Below are 26,254 nucleotides of genomic sequence, written 5' to 3'. Positions count from 1 at the left end.
CCTCAGGAGCGTGGTCTGGTCTTCTGCGGGTCGTAGTGGGCGAAGGGAACGACCCGGGCAGGAAGGCGCTTCTGGTGGCCGTCGAGCTTGCCGATCTCGACTTCGGTTCCGACTTCTGAATGGGTGACGTCGACCCTCGCCAGCGCGATGTTCTTGCCGAGGATCGGTGAGCGCATGGAGGAGGTGACCACGCCGATCTGGGCCCGGCCGATATGCACGCAGTCGCCATGGCCGACGTCGACATTGCTGTCGATCTCCAGGCCGACGAGCTTATGGATCGGGTTCTCCTTGCGCCGGATCAATGCCTCGCGACCGATGAAGTCGTCGGTCTTCGATTTGAGCGGTACGGTGAAGGCGATGCCGGCCTCGAAGGGGTCCGTCTGGTCGGAGAACTCGTAGCCGGCGAAGATCAGGCCCGCCTCGATGCGCACCATGTCGAGCGCCGCCAGGCCCATCGGCACCAGCCCGTGCGGCTGGCCGGCCTCCCAGACCGCGTCGAAGACCTTCTCGGCATCGCGCGGATGGCACCAGATCTCATAGCCGAGCTCGCCCGTATAGCCGGTGCGCGAGACGACGATCGGCACGCCTTGGGAATCGCCGATGCGGCCGATGGTGAAGCGGAACCATTCGACCTCGGCCAGCGCCGGCTGATGCGGCGGTGTCCAGACGATCTCCTTCAGGATGTCACGGCTCCTGGGACCCTGCACGGCGATGTTGTGCATCTGATCGGTGGAGGACCGCACCAGAACCTTCAGGCCGAGCTCCTCGGCTTTGTCGCGCAGCCACTGGCCGGAATAGTCGTCGCCGCCGATCCAGCGGAAGTTGTCCTTGCCGAGCCTCAGCAAGGTGCCGTCGTCGATCATGCCGCCGTGTTCGTAACACATGGCCGTGTAGACGACCTGGCCGATGCCGAGCTTCTTGACGTCGCGGGTGAGGGTGTATTGCAGCAGCGCCTCGGCATCCGGGCCGGTGACTTCGAACTTGCGCAGGGCGGACAGGTCCATCACCACGGCCTTCTCGCGGCAGGCGCGATATTCCTGCAGCGGGCCTTCCTTGGCGAAGGAATTGGCGAGCCAATAGCCCTTGTACTCGATGAAGTTGCGGGTGTGCTTGGCGAAGCTGGAATGGAAAGCGGTTTCGCGGGTCATCTTTGGCTCTGCATCCGGGGTCACTCGTCTGGCAATCGCACGGGAGAATTTGTGCTGTCCGGAATAAGTCCGGACATGGATGTCGGTGAGGTTCCAGCCATTGGCCGGGGTGGTGTCGTCGGGACAGGCGGAAGACACGCAGACGATGTCGGTCAGCGCGCGCAGAAGCACATAGTCGCCTGGCCGCGACCATGGCTCGTCGGAGAACATGACGCCATGCGCGTCGATGCCGGTGTTGAAGAAGAAGTTGACCGCCATCCAGCCGCCGCGGGCGGTCACGCCATGCGGGGCGAGTGCGCCGTTGAAGTTCTCCGAGCAGTTGATGTGGCCGGGATAGCCGATGTCGTCGTAATATTTGGCGTAGCAAGCCAGTGCGAAGGCATCGTGCCGGCCGCAGGTATCCTGCACGACTTCCACCAGCGGTTCGAAATCCTGATCGAAATACTTCGCATGCAGGCCGGGCATCGGATAGGCATGGCCCATCAAGGAGCGGGTGGCGGTGACGTCGAGTGCGAGATCGCGGCCCTTGTCGAGCTTGCGCGCCGAGAAGCACTGGAAGTCGGTGCATTGGCGGCCGTCGACGTCGATGATCTGGATGTAGTCGCCTGCCTTGACGAAATAGGCTTCGGCCGTGCGCGACTTCACCCTGAGATCGAGCACCGGATCGGCAAGCGGATCGGGCAGTTCGGACTTTCTCCTGGCGCGGATCGTCGCGCGCCGCACCATCACCACCAGCGGCGTGGCCGTATCGTGGTCATCCACTGCCATGGGCCCGCCGGGAGCAGCGACAACAAGCGAGCCGTCGCGTGTCGCGGTGAAGCTCTCCTCGGTACCCGCCGGCGTGGTGCCGGAAAAGATGCGCAGCGCCTCGGCGTTGGCAAGCTGCAGCTTGCGGCGTTCCAGCCCGTTGCGCAAGGCGCGCAGGCTGTCATCACCGCCCAGCAGCAGGGCCTTGAGGCCGGCCGCATTGCTGTTGCTCTTGGCGCCGATGATGCCCGTGTCGGCGCGGCCGGATTGATCGAAGGCAACGAGTTCGCAGGGCTGGCCGCCCTCCGCGTTGCGGATGGTGATCCTGTCGCCGACCTCCATGTCGATGACGACGGCACCGCCGCCCGCCATATGATAGCGCTCGGTGCCCGGCAGAAGCAGTCCGGGCTGGAAGATCAGGCTCGGACGCGGCGGACCGGATACAATGGCGGGATAGGCTGTCTGCTGCATGACCACCTCACACGAATTTGCCCGTGTGTAAAATAATTTCAGTGTAGAGAATACTCGTTTCACCCTCTCACGCAAGCCTCGGTTTTCACCAAGGTATGCGAACTGCTGCATTTGGCGTCTCCTCCTTTCGTCCACTCTCGAGCATGAATACCAAGCGGCGCAAGCTTTGCCGGGGTTGTTGAGCACGAAGCTTATTGACAGCCGCGAAATCACGTTATTATCATCACAGTGAAAATTTTTTCGCTATGGAAATCAACTGGGAGGTGTTTCCGTATGAAAGCGCGTGTCGCCGTGATCGGAGCCGGTCCTTCGGGCCTTGCACAGCTGAGAGCATTTCAATCCGCCGCGGAGAAAGGCGCCGATATCCCTGAAATTGTCTGCTTCGAGAAGCAGGCCAATTGGGGTGGTCTGTGGAACTACACCTGGCGTACCGGCCTCGACCAATATGGCGAGCCTGTCCATGGTTCGATGTACCGCTATCTGTGGTCGAACGGCCCCAAGGAGGGCCTGGAGTTCGCCGACTATTCCTTCGAGGAACATTTCGGCAAGCAGATCGCCTCTTATCCGCCGCGCGCCGTGCTCTTCGACTATATCGAGGGCCGGGTGAAGAAGGCCGGGGTTCGCAAATGGATCCGCTTCGAGACGGTCGTGCGCATGGTCACCTGGAACGAGCAGACCAGGAAATTCACCGTCACCGTGCAGGATCTGCCGAAAGATCATTGCTATTCCGAGGAATTCGACAATGTCATCGTCGCCTCGGGTCATTTTTCGACCCCGAATGTCCCCGAATTCCCGGGCTTCGACCGCTTCAACGGCCGCATCCTCCACGCCCACGACTTCCGCGACGCTCGCGAATTCGTCGGCAAGGACATCCTGATCGTCGGCACCAGCTATTCGGCCGAAGATATCGGCTCGCAGTGCTGGAAATACGGCGCCAAGTCGATCACCAACTGCTACCGCACCGCGCCGATGGGCTTCGAATGGCCAGACAACTGGGAAGAGAAGCCGCTGCTGGAAAAGGTCGAGATCAATACGGCCACCTTCAAGGACGGGTCGACGAAACGCGTCGACGCAATCATCCTGTGCACCGGCTACAAGCACCACTTCCCGTTCCTGCCGGATGACCTGCGCCTGAGGACCGCCAACCGGCTGGCGACTGCCGATCTCTACAAGGGCGTCGCCTATGTCCACAATCCGGCGCTGTTCTACATCGGCATGCAGGATCAGTGGTTCACCTTCAACATGTTCGATGCGCAGGCCTGGTGGACGCGCGATGTGATCCTCGGTCGCATCAAGCTGCCTTCAGCCAAGCAGGAGATGATCGCCGACGTCGAGGACCGCGTCGCGCGCGAGGATGCCGGCAAGGACGCCCACGATGCGATCGAATACCAGGGCGACTACGTCAAGGAACTGATCGCGGAAACCGACTATCCGAGCTTCGATGTGGACGGCGCCAACGAGGCCTTCTTTGAGTGGAAGGAGCACAAGAAGCACGGCATCATGGAGTTCCGCAACCATTCCTATCGCTCGGTGATCACCGGCACGATGGCGCCGGCGCATCATACGCCGTGGAAGGACGCGCTCGACGACTCGCTCGAATCGTATCTGCGCACGGCCTCGCCTGTCGCCGCGGAGTGAAGGCAGGAACGGTTGCCTGCGTGGGCAGCCATGTACATCAAAAAGCCCGTCGCACATCGCGGCGGGCTCTTTTTGACAGGTAAACGTGGCAGGCTTTATCGGCTACTGGCAGGCTTTATCGGCTACCAGATATCCCGGCTATCCGACTGGCTGTCGCATATTTCATGCGTGCCCGGCGATAGGCATCAGGGATGGAGAGCGCCCAGACAAACAGCCCGCCCGCGTGACGTCCGATGAAGGATTGGTCCGGCGTCGTGGTCATGTAGGTCAGCACCGAAAAGAACAGCACGAAGAACGCGAAGACCAGCCCGCGCGGCGCCTCGCGGATGACGACATGGCCGGCTCCCGGCAGGACGACCGCCAGCGCCAGGACCAGATAGGGGTTGATCGCTTTCCTCATTCTCCCGCTTCCATGGGCTCTGGAATTTTCTTGTCGGTGTCCACGAGTGCTTCCGATAGCAGTTGTACTTCGGCGATGGCCGTCCGCAGGAGATCGAGTGGAATTGCCTCGACGGGAAAACGGACCTGGCGCAACAACAAGTGAGCGCCCCGATCGCCTTCAGCGACCTGGCGGATCAAACGCACGCCCCGAGCTGTGATAACGGCTTCCTTGACCGCCGGATTGCGGAGCAGGGCCGAGAAGATCGAGCCACTTCGTTCGATCTCGGCTGCCGTCGCCGTGCCATCGCTGCGCATCAGGATGGGCGTGTCGGTTTGCGGGGGTGGCAGCCATTCCGGCAGATCGTGCACCAGCGAATAGAATTCGGCGCCGGTCGGGCGCGCCAGCGCGCCGATCGATGGTCGGTTCTGGGGCGAATGTTCGGTGAGCGTCAGCTTCAGCCAGAGTTGGGGCAGCCGACGGCAGACGAGCGTGTCGGCGATCAGTTCGATGCGGAGCCGCCGGCCATCCGAGAGATTCCCATCGAGCATGGGAAATCCGTCGCGTGCCAGGCGGATCCGGCTGTTGTCGAGAATGCCAGCGGCGTGATCGAGAAGGCTGCGACGCTGTCCAGCCAGCTTGCGCTGGTCGCGTATGGCAACCGCCGCCAAGGCCGCGACGGCAACTGCGGCAAACAGGGCAAGGGCGAGGTTGGTGACCATCATGATGATCCAAAAGCTGCGCGCCGGTCTGGCCGGCGCGCAGTCTTATCTCAATAGCCGTTGGGGCGTGGCCACGGCATGGTGAACTGGTCGCCACGCTTGACGAAGCGATAGCGCCAGAAATGGAACCACAGCGAGGCGATGATGTAGAAGCACATCATGGCGATGAGCTGCGTGCCGTAGCCGAGGAAGACGGCGACATAGGCGGTGGCGCAAAGGATTAGGAGCAGCAGTGCAGGGATCGGGTGGAATGGATGCACATAACCGCGCTTGATGGTGTCCAACGGCCATTTCTTGCGGAACATCACCATGTTGAAGGTCATGAAGGTGTATCCCAGCAGGCCGGACAGGATCGAGAAGGTCACCACCTGGTCGAGCGGAGCGCCGAGCGCGAAGATAAGTGCGATCGGGACCAGGAAGACGATCGACCGGTAAGGCGTGCGGTAGGTCGGGTGCACGGCGCCGAACCAGCTCGGCAGATAGCGGTCGCGGCCCATCGAGAACCAGGCGCGCGAGGCATCGTTGATGCAGCCATTGGCCGAGGCGAGCGTCGCGAAAGTCGTGCCGACGAAGAGCAGCATCATCAGGCCGGTGGAACCGGTGACACGCGCCGCATCGAACAGCGGCGTACCCGCCTGGCCGAGATATTCCCACGGCACCAGGCCGGAGCAGACATACCAGGTCAATGTCGCGGCAATGAGCAGCGTCATGATGCCGGCCATCGTGCCATAGGGCAGCGAACGGGCCGGCGAGCGAACCTCTTCGGCAGCCTGACAGGTACCCTCGATGCCGAGATAGTACCACAGCCCGAAATGCAAAGCCGCGACGATGCCGACCCAGCCATAGGGCAGCGGGTCGCTGGTAATGGCCGAGAAGTCGAGCGGTACGGCGGAACCGCCGAACTGCACGGAAAGGAACAGCACGATGATCGAGACGAAGGCGATCGCCGTGATGACGAGGTTGAAAGTCAGCGTCGCCAGCACGCCGCGATAGTTCAACCAGGCCAGGAACATGACGGCGAGGATGATGAAAGGCTTCTGGTTGAGGCCGGAATGGCCGAGCATGCCCGCCACCGTGTCGAGCAGGAAGCCGACGGTGATGGCATTGGCGGCCTCCAGCATGGTATAGGCCATGACCAGGAACAGGCCGACATTGAAGGCCATCAGCGGACCGACAATGTGCTTGGCCTGGGCATATTGGCCGCCGGCGGCCGCGACCGTCGACGTCACTTCGGAATCGATCATGGCCACGCAGGTATAGAGCAGGCCGGCCACCCAGCAGGCGACGAGACCGGCGATCATGCCGCCTTTGCCGACCGAGAAGTTCCAGCCCATGTATTCGCCGACGAGAACGATGCCGACGCCCAGCGCCCACACATGGGCGGGACCCAGAACGCGCAGCAGTTGGAGCCGCTCCGGCGCGGCAGTAGAAGTCACATTTGCCATCGCCGTTTTCCCTAGATCGTGTGACGCTCGGCCGTGGCCTCGATCTCGCCTTCACGCGAGGAGGTCAGCAGGTCGTTGTCGAAAGTGGTGTCGACCTTGACCAGGTCGATCAACATCAAGGCGCCGAACAGCGCAGAAAGCGCCCAGGCGGCGTATTCGAGGATGTTCCAGATATCCATCGCGCGCTCCTATCGTTTCGGGCCGAAGCGTTCTTCGATGACTTCGCGGTATTCCCTGTCGGACAGGCGCACCACCATGACGAAATAGCCGATGACGAAGACGGCCATCACGATCAGCGCGATCCAGCTGAAGGAGTAGTCGAAGCGGGCGGTGATGATGTCGTTGGCAGCGGCGGGGTCGGTGATGCCGAGTGCTGCCCATTGCTGCTGTTCGGTGGCGTTCTGGCCGAGTGCTTCCCAGGTCGGGTTGGCAATCGGCTGCGGTGTCTTGGCTGCGCCTGCCAGACCCATGTAGAGCGGGATGTAGAGCGCGCCGACAGTCAAAACGAGAAGCACGAAAACGTCGAAGATCTGTCCGGTAAGGCTCTGTGTTGGAGGTTTGTAAGCCATTTGTTTCTCCTAAGAGCAATTCCAGGAAAAGCGTGTAACGGTTTTCCGTCCAAAATTGCGTGAAAACAAAGAGTTAGAGCGTTTCCGCGTTGCCGTAAAAAACGGAAACGCTCTAGCCGCGGCGTCTGCGCATCTCGTCGAGATGCTTCAGGTCGAGACCGTAGATGAAGTGCTTGTCGTCGCTGTAGTGGCGCAGCATCGCCAGAATGGCGGCTGTGTTCAGGCCGAGAACGAGAGTTGCGGCGACCGCCAGGATCACTCGGATGCCGGGCACTTCGATGTAGGGCCAGACCGTGAAAAGGGCGAACAGAATGGTGAGCCAGATGGCCGCCACGAACGCGATCGCGCCGAGACGGTCACGTCCATGCATCCTGTCAATCCGTTCGTCTAAGGTGTTCGAACCCGTGTGTTGGGTTGACGTCGCATCCATGTTCCCCTCCCTTGAGGTTGCGCGACTGCGGGGCATCGTTGTTGATTTTGCAGAAAACTATTTGCCCACAGGGAATATTTAGAAACTGCGACAAACTGTCAAGGAAAAGCGCATGTTGCGCCGCATCAGTTCGCTGCTGCGCTGCGAAAGGCCACGCTTACAAATTGTTGAGGGAGGTATTGGTGAGGCCCGGAGGGACCTATTGCGGTCCCATGTGCGGACCCCTGTTCCGCTCGCTGGCGAACAGTGCCACCGCCATGGCGCGATTGCGCACGTCCAGCTTGTCGTACAGATTTTTCAGGTGATACTTCACGGTGTTCTCGGAGATGCCGGTGCGCGTGGCGATCTGCAGGTTGGTCCAGCCATCGGCCAGTACGGCCAGCAGTTCGCGTTCGCGCGGCGTGAGCCGCGACAGCGGCGTGTCATTGATGCGCGAGACATCCACATAGGGAATACAGATGCGGCCGTGGGCGACCGCGATCAGCGTGTCGAACAGAATAGAGGGATCATCGAACTGATAGCAGAAGCCCTGCACGCCGAGGCGCACGCATTGCTTGAGAATGGCGATGTCGTGGTCATTGGAGAAAATGACGACGCGGGCATGCAGGTTGCGGCGCTGCAACTCGGCAAGCACGCCGCTTCCGTCCATGTCGGAAAGTTTCCAGCCAAGCACGGCAAGATCGAACCCGGGTTCTCCCTGGGAAACCGCTTCGAGGAATGCCTCGCCGGCCTGCACGGAGCCGACCAGATCGAAGCGGCTGTCGCGGTGGATCATGTCGCCGAGTGCGGCGACGACCAGCGGATTGCGTTCCGCGATCAGGACCCTGAACTTCTTCTCTCCCGTCATGGGCGTGACATCGGTCTCCCAACCTGGATGCTGAACTTTCCATACAGCGGTCATTGGCTTCCCACAGGCTCCAGGGCGACCTCAACTAGTCGTAGATCGGGAAGCGACGCACCAATGCCTCGACTTCCTTGCGCACCTCGTTCTCGATCTCGCCGTTGGCCTCCTCGCCATTGGCGGCAAGCCCGTCGATCACCTGCATGGTCAGTTGGCCGACCAAGCGGAACTCCTCGGTGCGGAACCCACGCGTGGTGCAGGCCGGCGTGCCCAGCCTGACGCCAGAGGTCACCGCCGGCCCCTGCGGATCGAAGGGAATGCCGTTCTTGTTACAGGTGATGTGGGCACGGCCGAGCGCTGCCTCGACCGCTTTGCCTGTGAGGTCCTTGCGCCTGAGATCGACCAGCATCAGATGCGTGTCGGTGCCGCCGGAGACGATATCGACGCCGCCGGATGTCAGGGTTTCGGCGAGCACTTTGGCGTTTTCGACGACCTGGGCCGCATAGGTCTTGAACTCGGGTGTCAGCGCTTCGCCGAAGGCCACCGCCTTGGCGGCGATGACGTGCATCAGCGGTCCGCCTTGCAATCCCGGGAAGACGCTCGAATTGATCTTCTTGCCGATCTCCTCGTCGTTCGACAGCACCATGCCGCCGCGCGGTCCCCGCAACGTCTTGTGCGTCGTGGTCGTCACGACATGAGCGTGCTCAAGCGGGTTGGGATGGACGCCGCCGGCGACAAGGCCTGCGAAATGCGCCATGTCGACGAACAGCTTGGCGCCAATCTCGTCGGCAATCTCGCGGAACGCCTTGAAGTCAATGAAGCGCGGATAGGCCGAGCCACCGGCCAATAGCACTTTCGGCCGGTGCTGACGGGCAAGATCGCGCACCTCATCGAGATCGATGCGCTGGTCTTGCTGACGCACGCCGTAAGAAACGACATTGAACCATTTGCCGGACTGATTGACGGGCGAGCCATGGGTGAGGTGACCGCCAGCCGCAAGGTTCAGTCCCATGAACGTGTCGCCCGGCTGCATCAGCGACATGAACACCGACTGGTTGGCCTGACTGCCGGAATGCGGCTGCACATTGACAAAAATGCAGCCGAACAATTGCCGGGCGCGCTCGCGCGCCAGTTCCTCGACCTCGTCGACATACTGGCAGCCACCATAGTAGCGGCGTCCCGGATAGCCCTCGGCATATTTGTTGGTCAGCACCGAACCCTGCGCTTCCAGGACCGCCTTGGAGACGATGTTCTCGGAAGCGATGAGTTCGATTTCGTCGCGCTGCCTGCCAAGTTCGCGCGCCATGGCGGCACTGACGGCCGGATCGGTGGCGGCGACGCCGCTGTGGAAGAACTGGCTAAGGCCGCCGAGGCCGGGTCGTGCCGGGATGTTCATGCGTCCAATCCTTTCTGGCGCCGAGCGCCGATCCTGTCTTCAACCTGTCCAGCCGAGACCGGCGGAAATGCAGTTGATCGAAAGCAGGAGCGCGTTGACCGGTCGCTTCGACGCCGAAGCATTCGCGGCCTGGTCGCGCACTTCCCGCAACAATTTCACCTGCAATGTGTGGATGCTGTCCATTTCCGGCCGTATGCGGTCGAAATTACGCTTGAAAGCCGGGAAGCGAGTGGAAAAATCGGTGTCACCCACGATTGCCCGCACCATCTTGCTGGTCAGCGCATATTCGGCTTCAATCTTTTGGAAGATGCGTTCGCCGGTGTTGCTGTCGGAGACGAGCCCGGCATAGAGCCGGCCGATATCCATGTCGGCCTGGTAGAGTGTCTTGTCGACCTCGTCGATGATGAGCCGGAAGAAGCGCGAGCGCTCGAACATCTGCCGCAGCAGATCGCGACCGGCGTCGCCGCGCACCGTGACGAAGGAGTTGATGGCGCTGCCGATGCCGTACCAGCCCGTGAGCAGGTGGCGGTTCTGGCTCCAGGCGAAAACCCAGGGTATGGCACGCAGGTCGGCGATGTCGCGAGCGCCGAAGCGGCGCGCGGGCCGTGAGCCGATCTTCAGCAAAGCGAGTTCCTCGACCGGGCTCGCCTGGTTGAAATAGTCGATGAAACCCGGCTCGCCGATCAGGCTGGCATAGGCAGCCAACGACATGCCCGTGAGTGCTTCCAGCGCCTCGTCGAATTCGGGAATGTCCTTCAGTTCGGCTTCGTTCGGTGATTTGACGCTGTGCGCGAAGACGCTGGCTGCAAGGATCTCGAGCTGATGCAGGCCGGTGCCGCGATTGGCGAATTTGGACGAGACGACTTCACCCTGTTCGGTGACACGCATCGAACCGTCGACCGTGCCGGCGGGCTGTGCAGCAATGGCGCGGCCGGTAGGCGCACCGCCACGGCTCACCGAACCGCCTCGGCCATGAAAGAAGGAGATCCGCACCTTGTGCTTGTGGCCCAGCTTCGTCAGCTGCTTCTGCGCCTTGCTGAGCTCCCAGTTCGCGGCCAGGAAACCGCCGTCCTTGTTGGAGTCGGAATAGCCCAGCATGATTTCCTGGCGGTTGCCGAAATCGCGGATGGAACGACGGACGATGGAAAGGCCAAGAAGCTGTTCCAGGATGGCGGGGGCTGCACGCAGGTCGGCGATGGTTTCGAACAGCGGCACCACTCTGAGGTTGATCGTTCCGGAACCGTCCGATGCCGTCGCCAGTCCGCAAAGCTGGCCGAGCAGATAGACAGCCAGGATATCGTCGGCGGATTGCGTCATCGACAGAATGAAGGCGCCTATCGCACCACTCTTTTCAGCGGACGCTTCGCGGATCACATCGAACAGGCTGAGCAGTTCGCGGGTCTCGTCCGACAGTCCGCTCAGGTCAGACGCGATGCGATCGCCCCTGCGGATGGCGTCGCGGATACGGGCGGACCATTGCGGCGAACCGGGTGAAACCGGTTCGCTCTGCGGGTCCATCTTGGCAAACAGTTCGGCCAGAACCCGGTTGACCACGGTTGAGTTCTGGCGGATGTCGAGGGCAACGGTGTGGAAGCCGAAGCTGTCGATCTGTTGCAGCAGCGGCCGCACAAGACGCTGCGCCATCATCTTGCCGCCAAGGACGTCGAGCGTGTCGGCCAGGCAATTCAGATCCGCCCGGAATTCGTCGGGGGTAGGGTAGGGTACGCCGCTGCCCTTGCCGATCATCGCTTCGAGTCGGCAGAGCATCGCCGAAGAGAACTGTCGCAGGGGCTCGTCGACATTGCGGCGGGTGATTGCGTCGCCACAGCCGCTCGCCCGCAGCGCCTTCGCCAGGGCCGGTTCGAAATCGGCCGGCATGTCGACGACATTGATGCTGACGCTGAGCAGGGTTACCAGGCGGCGCACCTGGGTGAGATACAAGCGGATGGCGACGCTACGGTTTTCAGCCAGCGCATAGGCGGTCGTGTGGGCGGTAACGTTCGGGTTCCCATCGCGGTCGCCGCCGATCCAGGACGCGAAGCGCATGAAGGACGGGACGGTAAGGGCATAGTTGGGGAAATGGCGTTTCAACGCCCCATCGACCAATTCGTAGAGCTGTGGCGTGGCCTCGAACAACACTTCACGAAAGAAGTGCAGCCCCCAGGCGATCTCACGCTCGACCGTCGGGCGCTCCAGCCTGAGTTCGCCGGTCATCCACAAAAGTTCGATTTCGCTGCGGAGGTCACAAACCAGCGTCTCGCGCTCCCGGGGAGCCCAGCGCAGCTGTCCGATTTCCGTCAGCTTGCGATAGATGCGGCGATGGATCTCAAGCACGGTGACGCGTTTGGCTTCGGTCGGGTGGGCGGTCATGGTCGGACCGACCATGAGGCTGTTCATCGCTTCCTGGACGGCCTCGGCGGAATAACCCTCGGCGGCGATCTCACCGATTACATTGGCGAAGGAGCCGATGACGTCTTCAGGGCTTTCCGCCTGCTCGGTCTCGCGCCGGGTACGCATGGCCTGAAGTTCGCTGGCGATTGCGGTGAGCTGAAACCAGATGCCGGTTGCCTGCAGGGCAGGGATGCGCAGTTCCTGAGCCAAACTGTCCAGTGAACCGCGACCGACCAGGATTTCGGCTATCTCGGGCTCGCGTTCCCGGACCACCGAGACGAGGAGCCGGAAAAGCAGCTCGTGAACATCACTGCGGGCGTCGAATGGCTTGGCGCCCCCGGTGATGGTGACCGGGGCGTCCATCGAGCGTGCATCGATTTTTGCCAGACCGAGAATGTCCGTTGCCTCCTCAACAAACACTGCGACTTAATTCCTACCATGAATGTTTTTTTCATACTAGTGCATTGAACTAGGATATTCCTTTCGCCGGCGCTGAAAACGCCTGGATGGGTAGATTCCTCGCCCGTTCGGGTGGTGTCCGGATTGGCCGAAAGGGCGAATTTCCGAAGCTTGTGGTGTGATCCGGCACGAAAACACAGCCGTTTTGCCGGTTTCTCGAAAATCGCTTGACGAGCATCGGGATTCCGATGATCTTCACTATTGGGAAACAAATAAGCCTAAGCGGAAAGCCGCAATATACACTGCAACGTCCCGATAGCCGTGACGAGACAGTCAACAATGGGGAACCAAGCCATGAGTGCCATGGATGAAACCTACGTGGCCGACGCCAGTGGGAACCTGCACCGAACCATCGATTGGCGCGGCGCATTCTGGGTCGCCAGCGGCGTGCCGCCGCTGGTGCTGTTTTCGATCGGCGGCATTGCCGGCGTCGGCGGCAACATCGCCTTCGCCATCTGGACCGTCTCCATCCTGATGGGCTTCATCCAGTCCTTCACCTATGCCGAGATCGCCGGCCTGTTCCCCAACAAATCGGGCGGCGCCTCGGTCTACGGCGCCACCGCCTGGCTGCGGTACTCGAAGTTCATCGCGCCGCTGTCCGTCTGGTGCAACTGGTTCGCCTGGACCCCGGTTCTATCGCTCGGCTGCTCGATTGCCGCGGCCTATATTCTCAACGCGCTGGCGCCGATCCCCGGTTTCACCGAAACATCGCCGGAGGTGGTTGCCTATCTCGCCGCGAATGCGGGTACGAGTGCTGCTGACGCGGTCACGGCCGTGACCGCCGCGGCGACGCCGACGATCCGCACCTGGACGCTCTATACCCACTCGCTTGGTCCAGTTTCCTTCTCGCTCAACGCGACTTTCTGGATCGGTGCCCTGCTGATGCTCGGCACGTTCGCGATCCAGCATCGTGGCATCCTCAGCACTGCCAATGTGCAGAAGGTGGTCGGCCTGCTGGTCATCATCCCCTTGCTGGTCGTCGGCATCGCGCCGATCGTGACCGGCCAGGTGAACTGGGAGAACTATTCGCCCTTCGTTCCGCTGGCTGCCGCCTACGCGCCCGAACCGGGATCATGGAATGTCGCTGGTTGGACCCTGGTGCTGGGCGGCATGTTCATCGCGGCCTGGTCGACCTACGGTTTCGAAACCGCGGTCTGCTACACCCGCGAATTCAAGAACCCCGAAACGGATACGTTCAAGGCGATCTTCTATTCGGGCCTGCTCTGCATCCTGCTGTTCATCCTGGTGCCGTTCACATTCCAAGGCGTTCTCGGCTTGAACGGCATGCTGGCCACGCCGATCGTCGACGGCTCCGGTGTCGCGGACGCCCTTGCCTCGATGGTGGGAGGCGGCGGCCTCATCAAGACCCTGCTGATCATGCTGATGATCCTGGCCCTGCTGTTGTCGATCATGACGGCGATGGCCGGCACGTCGCGTACGCTCTACCAGGGCGCTGTCGACGGCTGGCTGCCCCGTTACCTCAGCCACGTCAACGAACATGGTGCACCGACGCGGGCGATGTGGACCGATCTGATCGTCAACCTCGGCGTGCTGGCGATCGCCTCTGCCGATGCGACCAGCTTCTTCTTCATCCTGGCCGTCGCCAATTGCGGCTACATCATCTTCAACTTCCTCAACCTCAATGCCGGCTGGATCCACCGCATCGACAACGGCCACATCAAGCGGCCGTGGCGGGCGCCGACCTGGCTGCTGGCGGCGGGCACCATCTTTGCCTTCGTCAACGCCGTTTTCATGGGCGCCGGCGCCAAGGTGTGGAACCCGATGGCGCTCTGGGCGGGGTTGGCCACCGTCGCCCTCATCATCCCGGTGTTCTGCTTCCGTCATTACATCCAGGACGGTGGCAAGTTCCCGGATCACATGCTGGACGATCTCGGCATGACCGAAAGCAACCTGCGCGAACGCAAGGCAGGCATGCTGCCATACCTGACCCTGATCGCCGGGCTGATCGTGATGCTGCTTGCCAACTGGTACTTCGTGTTCTGATCACGGACTGGCCACTGGTCCTGCGTGGCTGTTGCAGCCACGCAGGATTTTCCGTGAAACAGGGAAGCGCTCATAGAGCGCCGCGCATCCCTTCGGACGCGCAAAGGACGCTCTAAGACTTTGAATCTGCGCATCGTGCTTTCCGAAAATCGATACGATTTTCGGGACGATGCGCCAGGAGCCGAAGGGGAAGCCGAAACAATGACAACAACGACGACAGCCACCGCTACCGCTTCTGCCCAGGCAGGAGACGGCCAGCTTCATCGTACCATCGACTGGCGCGGCGCCTTCTGGGTCGCCAGCGGCGTTCCGGCGCTGGTCCTGTTCTCGATCGGCGGTATCGCCGGCACGGTTGGAACACCAGCCTATCTGATCTGGACGGCCTCCATCATTCTCGGCCTGATCCAGTCCTTCACCTATGCCGAGATCGCCGGCTTGTTTCCATCGAAGTCGGGTGGTGCCTCGGTGTACGGCGCAACGGCCTGGTTGCGCTATTCGAAGTTCATCGCGCCGTTGTCGGTCTGGTGCAACTGGCTCGCCTGGACCCCGGTGCTGTCGCTTGGCTGTTCCATCGCGGCCGCCTACATCCTCAACGCGCTGGCGCCGATCCCCGGTTTTACCGAAACGTCACCGGAAGTCGCGGCTTGGCTGGCCGACCCGGCCAATGCGGGTAAAGCAGCGACCGATGCCATTGCCGCGTTAACGGCGGCCGGCACTCCGGCAATCCGGAACTGGACTCTCTTCCACGGCACGCTCGGACCAGTGAGCTTCTCGCTCAACTCCGTCTTCTTCATCGGTGTCATTCTGATGCTGGTGACCTTCGCGATCCAGCATCGTGGCATTCTTGGCACCGCCAATGTTCAGAAGTTCATCGGTCTTGTCGTCATCATTCCGATGCTGATCGTCGGTGTCGTGCCGATCCTCACTGGCCAGATCAACTGGGCAAACTACTCTCCGCTGGTGCCGCTGGCTGCCGCTTATGCGCCTGAGCCGGGATCATGGAATGTTGCCGGCTGGACGCTGGTGCTGGGCGGCATGTTCATCGCCGCATGGTCTGCCTACGCCTTCGAGACCGCCATCTGCTATACCAGCGAATTCAAGAATCCCGGCCGCGATACGGTGCGGGCGATCTTCTACTCGGGCCTGTTGTGCCTTGCGCTCTACACCCTGGTGCCGTTCACTTTCCAAGGCGTGCTGGGCCTCAATGGCATGCTGGCGACGCCGATCGTCGACGGTTCGGGTGTCGCGGACGCCATGGCTCATATGGTTGGCGGAGCAGGCTTCATCACCTCGATCATGGTGATGCTGATGATCCTGGCGCTGATGCTGTCGATCATGACGGCGATGGCGGGCTCATCGCGCACGCTCTACCAGGGTTCGGTCGATGGCTGGCTGCCGCGCTATCTCAACCACACCAACGAGCACGGCGCACCGACGCGGGCGATGTGGACAGACCTGGTCTTCAACGTCTTCCTGCTGGCCATTGCCGCCGCCGACGCCACCAGCTTCTTCTTCGTGCTGGCCGTGTCGAACTGCGGCTACATCATCTTCAATTTCCTGAACCTGAATTCCGGCTGGATCCACCGCATCGACAATGGCCATATCCATCGGCCATGGCGAGCACCGACGCTGTTGATCGCAGTTGGCGGCGTGCTCTCCTACGTCAATGCCATGTTCATGGGTGCGGGCGCGAAGGTGTGGAATCCCTGGGCGCTGTGGGCCGGCTTTATCGCCGCGGCGCTGATCATCCCGGTGTTCTGGTTCCGGCACTACATCCAGGATGGCGGAAAGTTCCCCGAGCACATGCTCGATGATCTCGGCATTTCGCAGGAAGACCTGAAGGTGCGCAAGGCCGGCATCCTGCCCTATCTGACGCTTGTCGCCGGATTGGCGGTGGTGTTGCTGGCTAACTGGTTCTTCGTCATCTGAGTGACGCAAAACGATCGACACACCTTCGCATTCTCGACCACCCAACAAAAAAGTCCAGCCGGCCATCTTGATGGCCGGCTGGACCGTTCCGGTGCCCTGATGGTCAGGACGCCGGGGGCGGAGTCGGGCTTGCCGCTTGGGGGGTTACCGGCATGCCCGGCCCGATCTTTTGAAGATTGCCACTGATGATCTTGTCGCTTTCCTTCACACCCTTGGTGATGGCGATCAGTTCTCCGTCCGTCTGTCCAAGCTCGACCAGACGCATGGCGACCTTGTTGCCCTCGTCGACGACGTAGACGAATTTGCCGAGCTGGTTGGAGCCGAGCGCGACCTGCGGAACAAGCAAGGTGTCGGGTGTTTCGCCGATCAGCAGGCGGATGTTTACGTATTGGCCAGGCAGCAGCGATCGATCGTCATTGGCGATGGTAGCACGGGCGATGATGGTGCCGGTGGCGGCATCGATCCGATTGTCGATGAAGGTAAGCTCGCCCTTGCGCGGAGCGCTCTTGTTACCGGGTATCGTAACTTCGGCCGCGATCGAACCTGTGCTCTTTGCCTTCTGGATGAGGGCAAGATCACCTTCGCTCGGCGTGAAGGTGACGTAGATCGGGCTGACCTGAACCAGCGTGTTGAGCGAATTGCCGCCGACGTTGACGAGGGTGCCGACCGGTGCCTGGTTGCGGCCGAGGCGGCCATCGAAGGGAGCCCGGATCGTGGTGTAGCCGAGATTGATCTCGGCCGCCTGGATCGCCGCGTTGTCGGCGGCCACGGTCGCTTCGCCCTGTTGCATGGTGCTGCTGCGCTGGTCAAAGCCGTCCTTCGACAGGAACCCCGTCTTGATCAGGTCGTTGCCGCGGGTCAGGCTCGCCTTGGTGTAGCTGAGTGACGCCTGGTTACGCTGGGCCTGTGCCTTCACCTGGTCGAGCGCTACCTGATAGTCGCGCGGATCGATGCGGTACAGGGTGTCGCCTTTCTTGACATCAGCGCCGTCATTGGCAGCTTGCTCGAGAATGTAGCCGGAGACCTTGGCCTGCAAGGCGACACTGCGGATGGCCTCTGCGCGCGCCGTGTAGTCGAGATAGACCGGCAAAGTCTTCTTCACGACCGTGGCAACGGGGACTGGCATGGCCTGCATGGCTTGCGCGGGTGCAGCCGCATCGGCCGGCTTGCTGATCAGGCCGCTCAGGAAAGCGGGCTCACCGTTGAAGTGTACATAGGCCGCTGCCGCGGCGATCACGACGACGGCTGTGGTGATTTTCCAGGGACGCATGGAGGGGCTCCGTTATTCTGCTGCCGGTACATGGGTGGGCGAGGACTGCTCGCCACCATGCGGCGCATGGGTTGTTTCAGAGTGTTCAGCTTTCGCGTCGGCATTCCGCTCCCGCCACTGTTCGATGATGGCGTAGAAGACAGGCACGAAGGCGAGAGTCAGGATGGTGGCCGCCAGCATGCCGCCGAACACGGCGGTACCTAGGGACTGGCGGCTGGCGGCACCGGCACCGGTGGCCAGCATCAGCGGCACGACGCCGAGGATGAAGGCGAAGGCGGTCATCAGGATCGGGCGTAGACGCAGACGACCGGCTTCCATCGCCGCCTCCACGATGCTCATGCCTTGCTCGCGCAGGTGCTTGGCGAACTCGACGATCAGGATCGCGTTCTTGGCCGCCAGGCCGATCAGCATGACAAAGCCGATCTGCGAGTAGACATCCATCTGCATGCCGCGCAGCCAGATCGCCAGCAACGCACCGAACAAGGCGGTCGGTACCGACAGGATGACCATGAACGGCATCGACCAGCTTTCATACTGCGCCGCCAGGATCAGGAAGACGAAGACGATGGCGAGCGCAAAGACGAAGATTGCGACCGAACCTGCCTTCAATTCCTGGAAGGTGATGCCGGTCCACTCGAAAGCGAAGTCGTTCGGCAGCGCCGTTGCGGCTGCCCGTTGCATCGCCTCGATCGCCTGACCCGAAGAGAAACCGGGCGCTGCGCTGCCGTTGATGAGGGCAGAACCGTAGTTGTTGTAGTGCGTTACCGTCTCCGGACCGACAATGGATTTCATCGTGCCGAGCGTCGACAAAGGCACCATCTGGCCGGTGTTGTTGCGCACATACAGCTTGCTGAGATCGGCCGCTTCCGCGCGCGCCGCCTTGTCCGCCTGCATGGTGACACGGAAGGTGCGGCCGAACATGTTGAAGTCGTTCACATAGAGCGAACCCAGATAGATCTGCAGCGTGTTGAAGACGTCCGGCAGGGCAAGGCCAAGCAGCTTTGCCTTGTTGCGATCGAGGTCGAAGTTGAACTGCGGCGTCGAGGTCGAGAAGGTGCTGAACAGCGTCTGCGGATTGAGCTCAGGCTGCTTGCGGGCTTCTGCAAGCAATGCCTGGGTGGCCTCGTTGACGGCATTGGCGCCATGGCCGGCCAGATCCTCGACCTGGAACTCGAAGCCGCCTGTCGTGCCGAGGCCCTGGATGGAAGGCGGTTCGAAAGCCAGCACCAGTCCCTCGGGCATGCCGAACAGTTGCGGCCGCACCGAATTGACGATGTCGGTGGCACTCTGGCCAGGTCCCTTGCGCTCCTCCCACGGCTTCAGGATTGCAAACAGCGCCGCCGAGTTCGATTGATTGGCGAAGGTCAGGAAGTTGAAACCCGCGACGGTGATGACGTACTCCACACCGGGCGTGGCGAGCAGTTTGTCACGCACCTTCTTGGAGACCTCGTCCGTGCGTTCGAGCGATGCCCCGTCGGGCAACTGCACGATGTTGAAGAAGTAACCCTGGTCCTCGACCGGAAGGAATGCCGACGGAATGCGGGTCGAGACGAGATAGGTCGCGGCAATCAGCGCCACGAACACGCCCATCATCAGCCATCGCAGCTTGATGAAGCCACGTACCGCTGCCGAATAGGTATGCGACAGCCAGGTGAAACCGTCGTTGAACCAGCGATAGAGGAAGAAATTCGACGGCGGGCGATGGCGCAGGAAGGCTGCCGACAGGGCAGGCGACAGCGTCAGCGAGTTAAAGGCTGAGATGCCGACCGAGATCGCTACCGTCAGCGCGAACTGATTGTAGAGCTGGCCCGTAACACCCGGGATGAAGGCGACCGGAATGAACACGGCCATGAGCACTGCCGTGGTGGCAATGATCGGGCCTGTGACTTCCTTCATCGCCAGCCGAGCTGCTTCGAGCGGGGGATGGCCGGCTTCGAGCTGACGTTCGACGTTTTCGACCACGACGATGGCGTCATCGACGACGAGGCCGATGGCGAGAACCATGCCGAGAAGCGAGAGCATGTTGAGCGAGAAGCCCAGCGCCAGCATCACCACCATGGTGGCGATCAGGGATACCGGGATGGCAATGATGGGAATAAGCGTCGTGCGCCAGTTCTGCAGGAAAATGAAGACAACGGCCACAACCAAAACCAGTGCTTCCAGCAGGGTCTTGACCACGTCTTCCATGGCAGCCGACACGAATTTGGTCGTGTCGTAGAAGATCGTGTATTCGATGCCCTTCGGGAAGCGAGCCGACAGCTCCTTCATCTTGGCTTCGATGTTCTTCTTCAGCTCCAGCGCGTTGGAGCCCGGCATCTGGAAGGTTGCGATGACAACGGTCGGTTTTTCGTTGGCGTAGGTTGATGAATTGTAGAGCAGCGACCCGAGTTCTATGCGCGCGACGTCTTTCAGGCGCACCAGTGAGCCGCTGGCCGAATTGGCACGCACAACGATGTTGCCGAATTCCTTCGGATCGGAGAGACGGCCGGTGGCATTGACCTGCATTTCAAACGCAGTGCCACTCGGTGCCGGAGCCTGGCCGATCTTGCCTGCGGCAACCTGGACGTTCTGTTCGGCGACCGCATTCTGCACATCGACGGCCGTGATGCCGAGATTGGCCAGTTTGTCCGGGTCTAGCCAGACGCGCATCGAGTAGCGGCGCTCACCGAAGATCTGCACGTCGCCAACGCCGGGAACGCGTTTCAGCGGATCCGCCACCTGCAGATAGGCATAATTGCTCAGCGCGACCGGATCGACCGAACCGTCGGGAGAGGTCAGGTTCACGATCAACACGAAGCTTGGATTCTGCTTTTTGACGGTGACGCCGGCCTGGTTGACGATTGCCGGCAGGGAGGATGCAGCCTGCGAAACGCGGTTCTGCACGTCCATCGCCGCGATATCGAGCGGATAGCCGACATCGAAGGTCACGGTGATGCGCGAAGAGCCGTCATTCGAGCTTGCCGAGGACATGTAGGTCATGCCTTCGACACCGTTGATCGACTGCTCGAGTGGGGTCGTGACCGTGTCGGCGACAACCTGCGAGCTGGCGCCCGGATAGTTTGCGCTGACGACGACCTGAGGTGGCGCGATGTTGGGGAACTGCGCAACCGGCAAAAGATAATAGGCGATCAGCCCGGCGAGCACCATGATGATGGCGATCGCCGAGGCGAAGATCGGCCGCTGGAGAAAGAAATTGACCATGTTCAAACGGCTTTTCGGGTAACAGCAAGTGGATCCCTGGGGAGGAAGGCGGGATCGCTGCTTGGCAAAGAGGAATGATCGTCGGCTTCGCGCAGTCGCGCGGCGGTGTGGACAAGAAGAGCTTTGAGCGAAGCCGGATCGACATGATCGGCCCGCATGACGGCGAGCGTCATCGGGTCATTCAGCAACTGGTCAATGGTCAGGGCCTTGGAATAGAATGCCATTGTTCGTCTCCCGGCTTTGATCCAGGCAATAAAAGAGCGCTCGGCGAAGACCTTGTTTTGGCCTTCACCCTGTTCCATCATCTTGTCCGACTTGGCCTATGGTCGACCTTGACGGAGGGTATTTGAAATGTTACCGCTCGGTAACAGCCAGATAGTTACTGACCGGTAACACCGACGTCAAGCCATGAGCGATCAAATTTTTCAGACTGCTGACATTAGTGAACACAACGATCGTGTGACTGCGCGACCGCGAGAGCGTATCGTGACCACTGCGCGCGAGATGTTTCACCAGCACGGCGTGCGTGGCGTCGGCATCGAAGCGATCACCGAGGCAGCCGGCACCAACAAGATGACGCTCTATCGTCATTTTGCTTCCAAGGACGATCTCATCGTCGAATGCCTGCAGCGCGCCGCCAAGGAATCCTATCTGAAATGGGATGAACTGGAGCGCCAATACCCTGGCGATCCCAAAGCGCAGCTGCACAGCTGGATCGAGAATGCGGCCGAGTGCATCAGCGGCGACTGGCGCGGCTGTGAGATGGCCAACACCGCCGTCGAACTGGCCGATGACGATCATCCGGCCAAACGGGTGATCGAAGAAGTCAAGAAGAACCACCGCAATTTTCTGGCAAAGCTCTGTGCCCGTGCGGGACTCGATCAGCCCGAACTGGCTGCCGACATGCTGGGTCTTTTGCTGGAGGGGGCGCGGATCAGCCGCCAAAGCGAGGGCCAGGAAGGCCCCAGTGCCCGTTTCAAGCGCATGGCCGAGGAAGTCATCGCCACCGTGGGCGGTCTGGCTGACAAGGCCTGATCGATCGTTCGACGGCCCTTCCTGCAATCTCCCGGCACGTCGCCAGGGGCTGTCGTCGCCCCGCGCTACCGAAACTTGTCCGTGTTCTGCGGCCATCTCGCGCCTGTTCCTCACCAAAAATCAGGCTTTACGGTCTGCACCTTCCCGTCATGGTAAGGTCAAGCGCCTTTTTGCAGGCAGCGAAGGCCACTGCTTCAGCGATGTCACACGTCGCGAAGCCTCTTGACCTTCCCATGACTGGAAGCTTTATCTCCCTGAGCAACCACTCAAGAAGAGAGTTGCAGCCATGAACGCCGTTCCCCAAAAATTGTTCCCCGTCGCCGCGCCGAAGGCCGGTGCAATCTTTCAACTCGGGATCGAAGGCATGACCTGTGCCTCCTGCGTGCGCCGCGTCGAGAAAGCCATCGCGGCGGCGCCAGGCGTTGCTTCGGCAAACGTCAATCTGGCGACGGAGCGTGCGGAGGTAGCCTTTTCAGGCAAGCCGGATCTCGCCCCCGTACTGGCCGCGGTTGCAGGTGTCGGCTATCAAGCACGTAGCGAGACGATCGAGCTCACGATCAAGGGCATGACCTGCGCTTCCTGCGTGGCACGCATCGAACGCGCTCTGAAGGCCGTGCCCGGCGTTTCCAATGCCAACGTCAACCTTGCGACTGAACGGGCTACCGTGATCACCGTGGCCGGTGCGGTTGAGGTATCTTCTCTTGAAGCGGCCGTGCATGCCGCAGGCTATGAAGCGCGGCTGATCGTGTCCGAAGCCGCCGACGGCGGCGCAATCGATCATCGCGCTTCGGAAATCGCCTCACTGCAACGGGCGCTGGCCCTGGCGCTCGTCCTGACCCTGCCGGTCTTTGTGCTGGAAATGGGTTCGCATCTGGTGCCTGCGTTTCATCACTGGGTGATGGCGACATTCGGTGTCTGGAGCTGGCGGCTGCAATTCGTGCTGACCACGCTGGTGCTGTTCGGTCCCGGCCTGCGTTTCTTCGCCAAGGGTGTACCGGCGTTGCTCAAGGGCGCGCCTGACATGAATGCGCTGGTGGCACTGGGTGCTGGTGCGGCCTGGGCGTATTCGGTCTTTGCAACCTTCCTGCCAGATGCGCTGCCGGCCGGCACCGCCAATGTCTATTACGAGGCTGCGGCCGTCATCGTGACGTTGATCCTGCTTGGACGTTTCCTCGAAGCCCGCGCCAAGGGGCGGACAGGCGAAGCGATCAAGAAACTGATTGGTCTGCAGGCCAAGACGGCGCGTGTGATGCGCGATGGCCTCGCGGTCGAAGTGCCGCTGCAGGAGGTGCGGGCCGGCGACATCGTGGTAGTGCGGCCTGGCGAAAAGATTGCCGTCGATGGCGAGATCGTCGAGGGGTCTTCTTTCGTCGACGAAGCCATGATCACCGGCGAGCCGGTGCCGGTCGCCAAGGGCATCGGCGCGGAGGTGGTCGGTGGAACCATCAACAAGACCGGCAGTTTTTCCTTCCGCGCAACCAAGGTGGGTTCCGAAACCCTGCTGGCGCAGATCATCCGCATGGTCGAGACCGCACAGGGTGCCAAGCTGCCGATCCAGGCCTTGGTCGACAAGGTGACCGCCTGGTTCGTGCCAGCGGTGATCGCTGCGGCCGTCGTCACTTTCGGCGTCTGGTTTTTCTTCGGGCCGGATCCGGCCTTGTCCTTCGCTCTCGTCAATGCCGTTGCGGTGCTGATCATCGCATGTCCATGTGCGATGGGGCTGGCGACGCCGACTTCGATCATGGTCGGCACGGGGCGCGCAGCCGAGATGGGGGTTCTGTTCCGCAAGGGCGATGCGTTGCAGACGTTGCGCGACGCCTCGGTCATTGCGTTGGACAAGACCGGCACCTTGACGGAGGGACGGCCGGAACTCACCGACTTCATCGTCGCCGACGGCTTCCAGGAAGCCGAAGTGCTCAACCTCGTCGCCGCGGTCGAGACGCGCTCGGAGCATCCGGTCGCCGAGGCGATCGTCAGGGCTGCTGAAAAGCGTGGCCTGAAACCGGTGGCGGCCAGCGACTTCGAAGCCATACCCGGCTTCGGCGCGCGTGCCTGGATCGGTAATCGCCAGGTGGAAATCGGAGCGGATCGGCTGATGGCACGGCTTGGTCTCGACGTCTCCGCCTTTGCTCCTGTGGTCGAGCGGTTGGCCAATGAGGGCAAGAGCCCCCTCTACGCCGCCATCGATGACGAGCTTGCCGCGATCATCGCCGTCGCCGATCCCATCAAATCGTCGACGCCTGCCGCCATCCGGGCGCTGCATGCGCTCGGTCTGAAGGTCGTAATGGTGACCGGAGACAATCGCCACACGGCCAAAGCGATCGCCCGTCAGATCGGCATCGATGACGTGGTCGCCGAGGTGCTGCCCGATGGCAAGGTCGAGGCGGTGCGGCGGCTGGCCCGTGATGGCGGCCGGGTTGCCTTCGTGGGCGACGGCATCAACGATGCGCCGGCATTGGCCGCCGCCGATGTCGGCATCGCCATTGGTACGGGCACCGACATTGCCATTGAAAGTGCGGATGTCGTGTTGATGTCGGGTGATCTCGCCGGTGTTGCCAATGCTCTGGCGCTGTCGAAGGCGACCATCCGCAATATCCGCCAGAATCTGTTCTGGGCTTTCGGCTACAATGCCGCTCTGGTGCCGGTGGCGGCGGGGCTGCTTTATCCGGTCAACGGAACCTTGCTGTCGCCGATGCTGGCCGCCGGCGCCATGGCCTTGTCCAGCGTTTTCGTGCTGAGCAATGCGCTGCGGCTGAAGCGCTTCCGCGCGCCGCTGGTGTCAGAACACCGCGCAGCCGCCTGACCCGAACAGTTTGCCGAGGTTGTCGGTTGGTGGGGTGGCTCCCCACAATCAACTGTGTCTGCCGGGCTGGTCCTGTCGTCCACGCTCCGCTAACAATCGACTATGCTCGTCAGAGCGGGTCGACCGTTTCGTATCCGTGCGATGATGCGTCGCTGACACGACCGCTTTCGGTGAACCGTGGCTCTAGCTTGAGCCTGGATCTGCCGAGTGGCACTGTCGTTCGGTGTGAGCGAATCCGTTGGGCGCAAGCCCGACCAAAAAGTCTGTTTGGAGAAAAGAAGCATGAAAACCCGCGCCGCAGTAGCTGTTGGAGCCGGCAAGCCGCTTGAGATCCTGGAAGTTGATCTCGAGGGCCCGCGCGAGGGCGAGGTGCTGGTTGAGGTGAAGGCGACCGGCATCTGCCACACCGACGAGTTCACGCTGTCGGGCGCCGATCCGGAAGGCATCTTCCCGGCGATCCTCGGCCATGAAGGTGCCGGCGTCGTCGTCGATGTCGGCAAGGGGGTGACCAGCCTGAAGAAGGGCGACCATGTCATCCCGCTCTATACGCCCGAATGCCGCTCGTGCCCGTCATGCCTGTCGCGCAAGACCAACCTGTGCACGGCGATCCGCGCCACCCAGGGCCAGGGCCTGATGCCGGACGGCAGCTCGCGCTTCTCGATCGGTGGGGAAAAGATCTTCCACTATATGGGCTGCTCGACCTTCTCGAATTTCACGGTGCTGCCCGAGATCGCGCTGGCCAAGGTCAACCCGGACGCACCGTTCGACAAGATCTGCTACATCGGCTGCGGCGTCACCACCGGCATCGGCGCCGTCATCAACACCGCCAAGGTGGAGGAGGGCGCGACCGCTGTGGTGTTCGGGCTCGGCGGCATTGGCCTGAACGTCATCCAGGGGCTGAGGCTTGCCGGTGCCGACATGATCATCGGTGTCGATCTCAACAACGACAAGAAGGCCTGGGGCGAGCGCTTCGGCATGACGCATTTCGTCAACCCGAAGGAGGTCGATGGCGACATCGTGCCTTACCTGGTCAACCTGACCAAGCGTGGCGCCGACCAGATCGGCGGTGCCGACTACACCTTCGACTGCACGGGCAACACCAAGGTGATGCGCCAGGCGCTGGAGGCGGCGCATCGCGGCTGGGGCAAGTCGATCGTCATCGGTGTTGCCGGTGCCGGCCAGGAGATCTCGACGCGCCCGTTCCAACTGGTGACGGGCCGTACCTGGATGGGCACGGCGTTCGGCGGCGCGCGCGGCCGCACCGATGTGCCGAAGATCGTCGACTGGTACATGGACGGCAAGATCGAGATCGATCCGATGATCACCCACACGCTGAAGCTCGACGAGATCAACAAGGGCTTCGATCTCATGCATGA

Annotated in this window: 19 protein-coding genes; 6 read left to right on the top strand and 13 right to left on the bottom strand. The window is 61.7% G+C overall.

The window, feature by feature from the left end; genetic code table 11:
• Positions 1-2 precede the first annotated feature (2 nt).
• Positions 3-2,366, bottom strand: coding sequence for an aminomethyltransferase family protein (locus tag AO692_RS11200; protein WP_054310148.1), 2,364 nt, complete (start codon positions 2,364-2,366; stop codon positions 3-5).
• A 273-nt stretch (positions 2,367-2,639) separates the two neighbouring features.
• Between AO692_RS11200 and AO692_RS11195 the strand changes: the two genes are divergently transcribed.
• The gene (locus tag AO692_RS11195; protein WP_054310147.1) at positions 2,640-4,004 is read left to right on the top strand and encodes an NAD(P)/FAD-dependent oxidoreductase; all 1,365 of its coding nucleotides are present in this window, start codon (positions 2,640-2,642) and stop codon (positions 4,002-4,004) included.
• Positions 4,005-4,119: 115 nt separating this feature from the next.
• Here AO692_RS11195 and AO692_RS11190 read toward each other — a convergent pair whose 3' ends face one another.
• From AO692_RS11190 to AO692_RS11155, 9 genes are all read right to left on the bottom strand, one after another.
• On the bottom strand, positions 4,120-4,404 hold the full coding sequence (locus AO692_RS11190) for a hypothetical protein (RefSeq protein WP_054310146.1): 285 nt from the start codon (positions 4,402-4,404) through the stop codon (positions 4,120-4,122).
• On the bottom strand, positions 4,401-5,108 hold the full coding sequence (locus AO692_RS11185) for a hypothetical protein (protein ID WP_244483331.1): 708 nt from the start codon (positions 5,106-5,108) through the stop codon (positions 4,401-4,403). Before AO692_RS11185 ends, AO692_RS11190 begins: the two co-directional genes overlap by 4 nt.
• A gap of 47 nt (positions 5,109-5,155) precedes the next feature.
• On the bottom strand, positions 5,156-6,550 hold the full coding sequence (locus AO692_RS11180) for an amino acid permease (RefSeq protein ID WP_054310144.1): 1,395 nt from the start codon (positions 6,548-6,550) through the stop codon (positions 5,156-5,158).
• An 11-nt stretch (positions 6,551-6,561) separates the two neighbouring features.
• Complete coding sequence (locus AO692_RS33285) at positions 6,562-6,729, bottom strand: hypothetical protein (protein ID WP_162531846.1); 168 nt, start codon at positions 6,727-6,729, stop codon at positions 6,562-6,564.
• A 9-nt stretch (positions 6,730-6,738) separates the two neighbouring features.
• The gene (locus AO692_RS11175; RefSeq protein ID WP_054310143.1) at positions 6,739-7,119 is read right to left on the bottom strand and encodes a hypothetical protein; all 381 of its coding nucleotides are present in this window, start codon (positions 7,117-7,119) and stop codon (positions 6,739-6,741) included.
• A 112-nt stretch (positions 7,120-7,231) separates the two neighbouring features.
• Positions 7,232-7,549 (bottom strand): hypothetical protein, encoded by a 318-nt coding sequence (locus AO692_RS11170; protein WP_054310142.1) that lies wholly within the window; start codon positions 7,547-7,549, stop codon positions 7,232-7,234.
• A gap of 199 nt (positions 7,550-7,748) precedes the next feature.
• On the bottom strand, positions 7,749-8,396 hold the full coding sequence (locus tag AO692_RS11165; protein WP_054310141.1) for a response regulator transcription factor: 648 nt from the start codon (positions 8,394-8,396) through the stop codon (positions 7,749-7,751).
• A gap of 85 nt (positions 8,397-8,481) precedes the next feature.
• Positions 8,482-9,786, bottom strand: coding sequence for a serine hydroxymethyltransferase (glyA, locus tag AO692_RS11160; protein ID WP_054310140.1), 1,305 nt, complete (start codon positions 9,784-9,786; stop codon positions 8,482-8,484).
• A 39-nt stretch (positions 9,787-9,825) separates the two neighbouring features.
• Positions 9,826-12,597: a phosphoenolpyruvate carboxylase gene (locus AO692_RS11155; RefSeq protein WP_244483329.1), complete on the bottom strand. Its 2,772-nt coding sequence runs from the start codon at positions 12,595-12,597 to the stop codon at positions 9,826-9,828.
• Positions 12,598-12,930: 333 nt separating this feature from the next.
• On the opposite strand from AO692_RS11155, the gene AO692_RS11150 reads away from it, so the two are divergent.
• Together AO692_RS11150 and AO692_RS11145 are read left to right on the top strand one after the other, a co-directional pair.
• Complete coding sequence (locus tag AO692_RS11150; RefSeq protein WP_054310139.1) at positions 12,931-14,640, top strand: APC family permease; 1,710 nt, start codon at positions 12,931-12,933, stop codon at positions 14,638-14,640.
• 201 nt (positions 14,641-14,841) lie between these two features.
• The gene (locus tag AO692_RS11145; protein ID WP_054310150.1) at positions 14,842-16,569 is read left to right on the top strand and encodes an APC family permease; all 1,728 of its coding nucleotides are present in this window, start codon (positions 14,842-14,844) and stop codon (positions 16,567-16,569) included.
• A gap of 103 nt (positions 16,570-16,672) precedes the next feature.
• On the opposite strand, the gene AO692_RS11140 is transcribed toward AO692_RS11145, so the two are convergent.
• From AO692_RS11140 to AO692_RS11130, 3 genes are read right to left on the bottom strand one after another with little or no spacing between them, the layout of a single operon-like run.
• Positions 16,673-17,839: an efflux RND transporter periplasmic adaptor subunit gene (locus AO692_RS11140; RefSeq protein ID WP_054310138.1), complete on the bottom strand. Its 1,167-nt coding sequence runs from the start codon at positions 17,837-17,839 to the stop codon at positions 16,673-16,675.
• A 12-nt stretch (positions 17,840-17,851) separates the two neighbouring features.
• Positions 17,852-21,040: a multidrug efflux RND transporter permease subunit gene (locus tag AO692_RS11135; protein ID WP_054310137.1), complete on the bottom strand. Its 3,189-nt coding sequence runs from the start codon at positions 21,038-21,040 to the stop codon at positions 17,852-17,854.
• Positions 21,041-21,042: 2 nt separating this feature from the next.
• A complete protein-coding gene (locus AO692_RS11130) occupies positions 21,043-21,342 on the bottom strand; it encodes a hypothetical protein (protein ID WP_152979806.1) in 300 nt (99 codons plus the stop codon).
• A gap of 106 nt (positions 21,343-21,448) precedes the next feature.
• On the opposite strand from AO692_RS11130, the gene AO692_RS11125 reads away from it, so the two are divergent.
• From AO692_RS11125 to AO692_RS11115, 3 genes are all read left to right on the top strand, one after another.
• Positions 21,449-22,075, top strand: a complete 627-nt coding sequence (locus tag AO692_RS11125; protein WP_054310135.1) for a TetR/AcrR family transcriptional regulator — start codon at positions 21,449-21,451, stop codon at positions 22,073-22,075.
• A gap of 286 nt (positions 22,076-22,361) precedes the next feature.
• Positions 22,362-24,878 (top strand): heavy metal translocating P-type ATPase, encoded by a 2,517-nt coding sequence (locus tag AO692_RS11120; protein ID WP_082407322.1) that lies wholly within the window; start codon positions 22,362-22,364, stop codon positions 24,876-24,878.
• Between the two features lie 282 nt (positions 24,879-25,160).
• A partial coding sequence (locus AO692_RS11115) for an S-(hydroxymethyl)glutathione dehydrogenase/class III alcohol dehydrogenase (RefSeq protein ID WP_054308570.1) occupies positions 25,161-26,254 on the top strand: 1,094 nt, incomplete at its 3' end.

This window comes from Mesorhizobium sp. 1M-11, assembly GCF_001303895.1.
Classification (GTDB): domain Bacteria; phylum Pseudomonadota; class Alphaproteobacteria; order Rhizobiales; family Rhizobiaceae; genus Mesorhizobium.
This window is presented reverse-complemented; position numbering and strand designations above follow the sequence as displayed.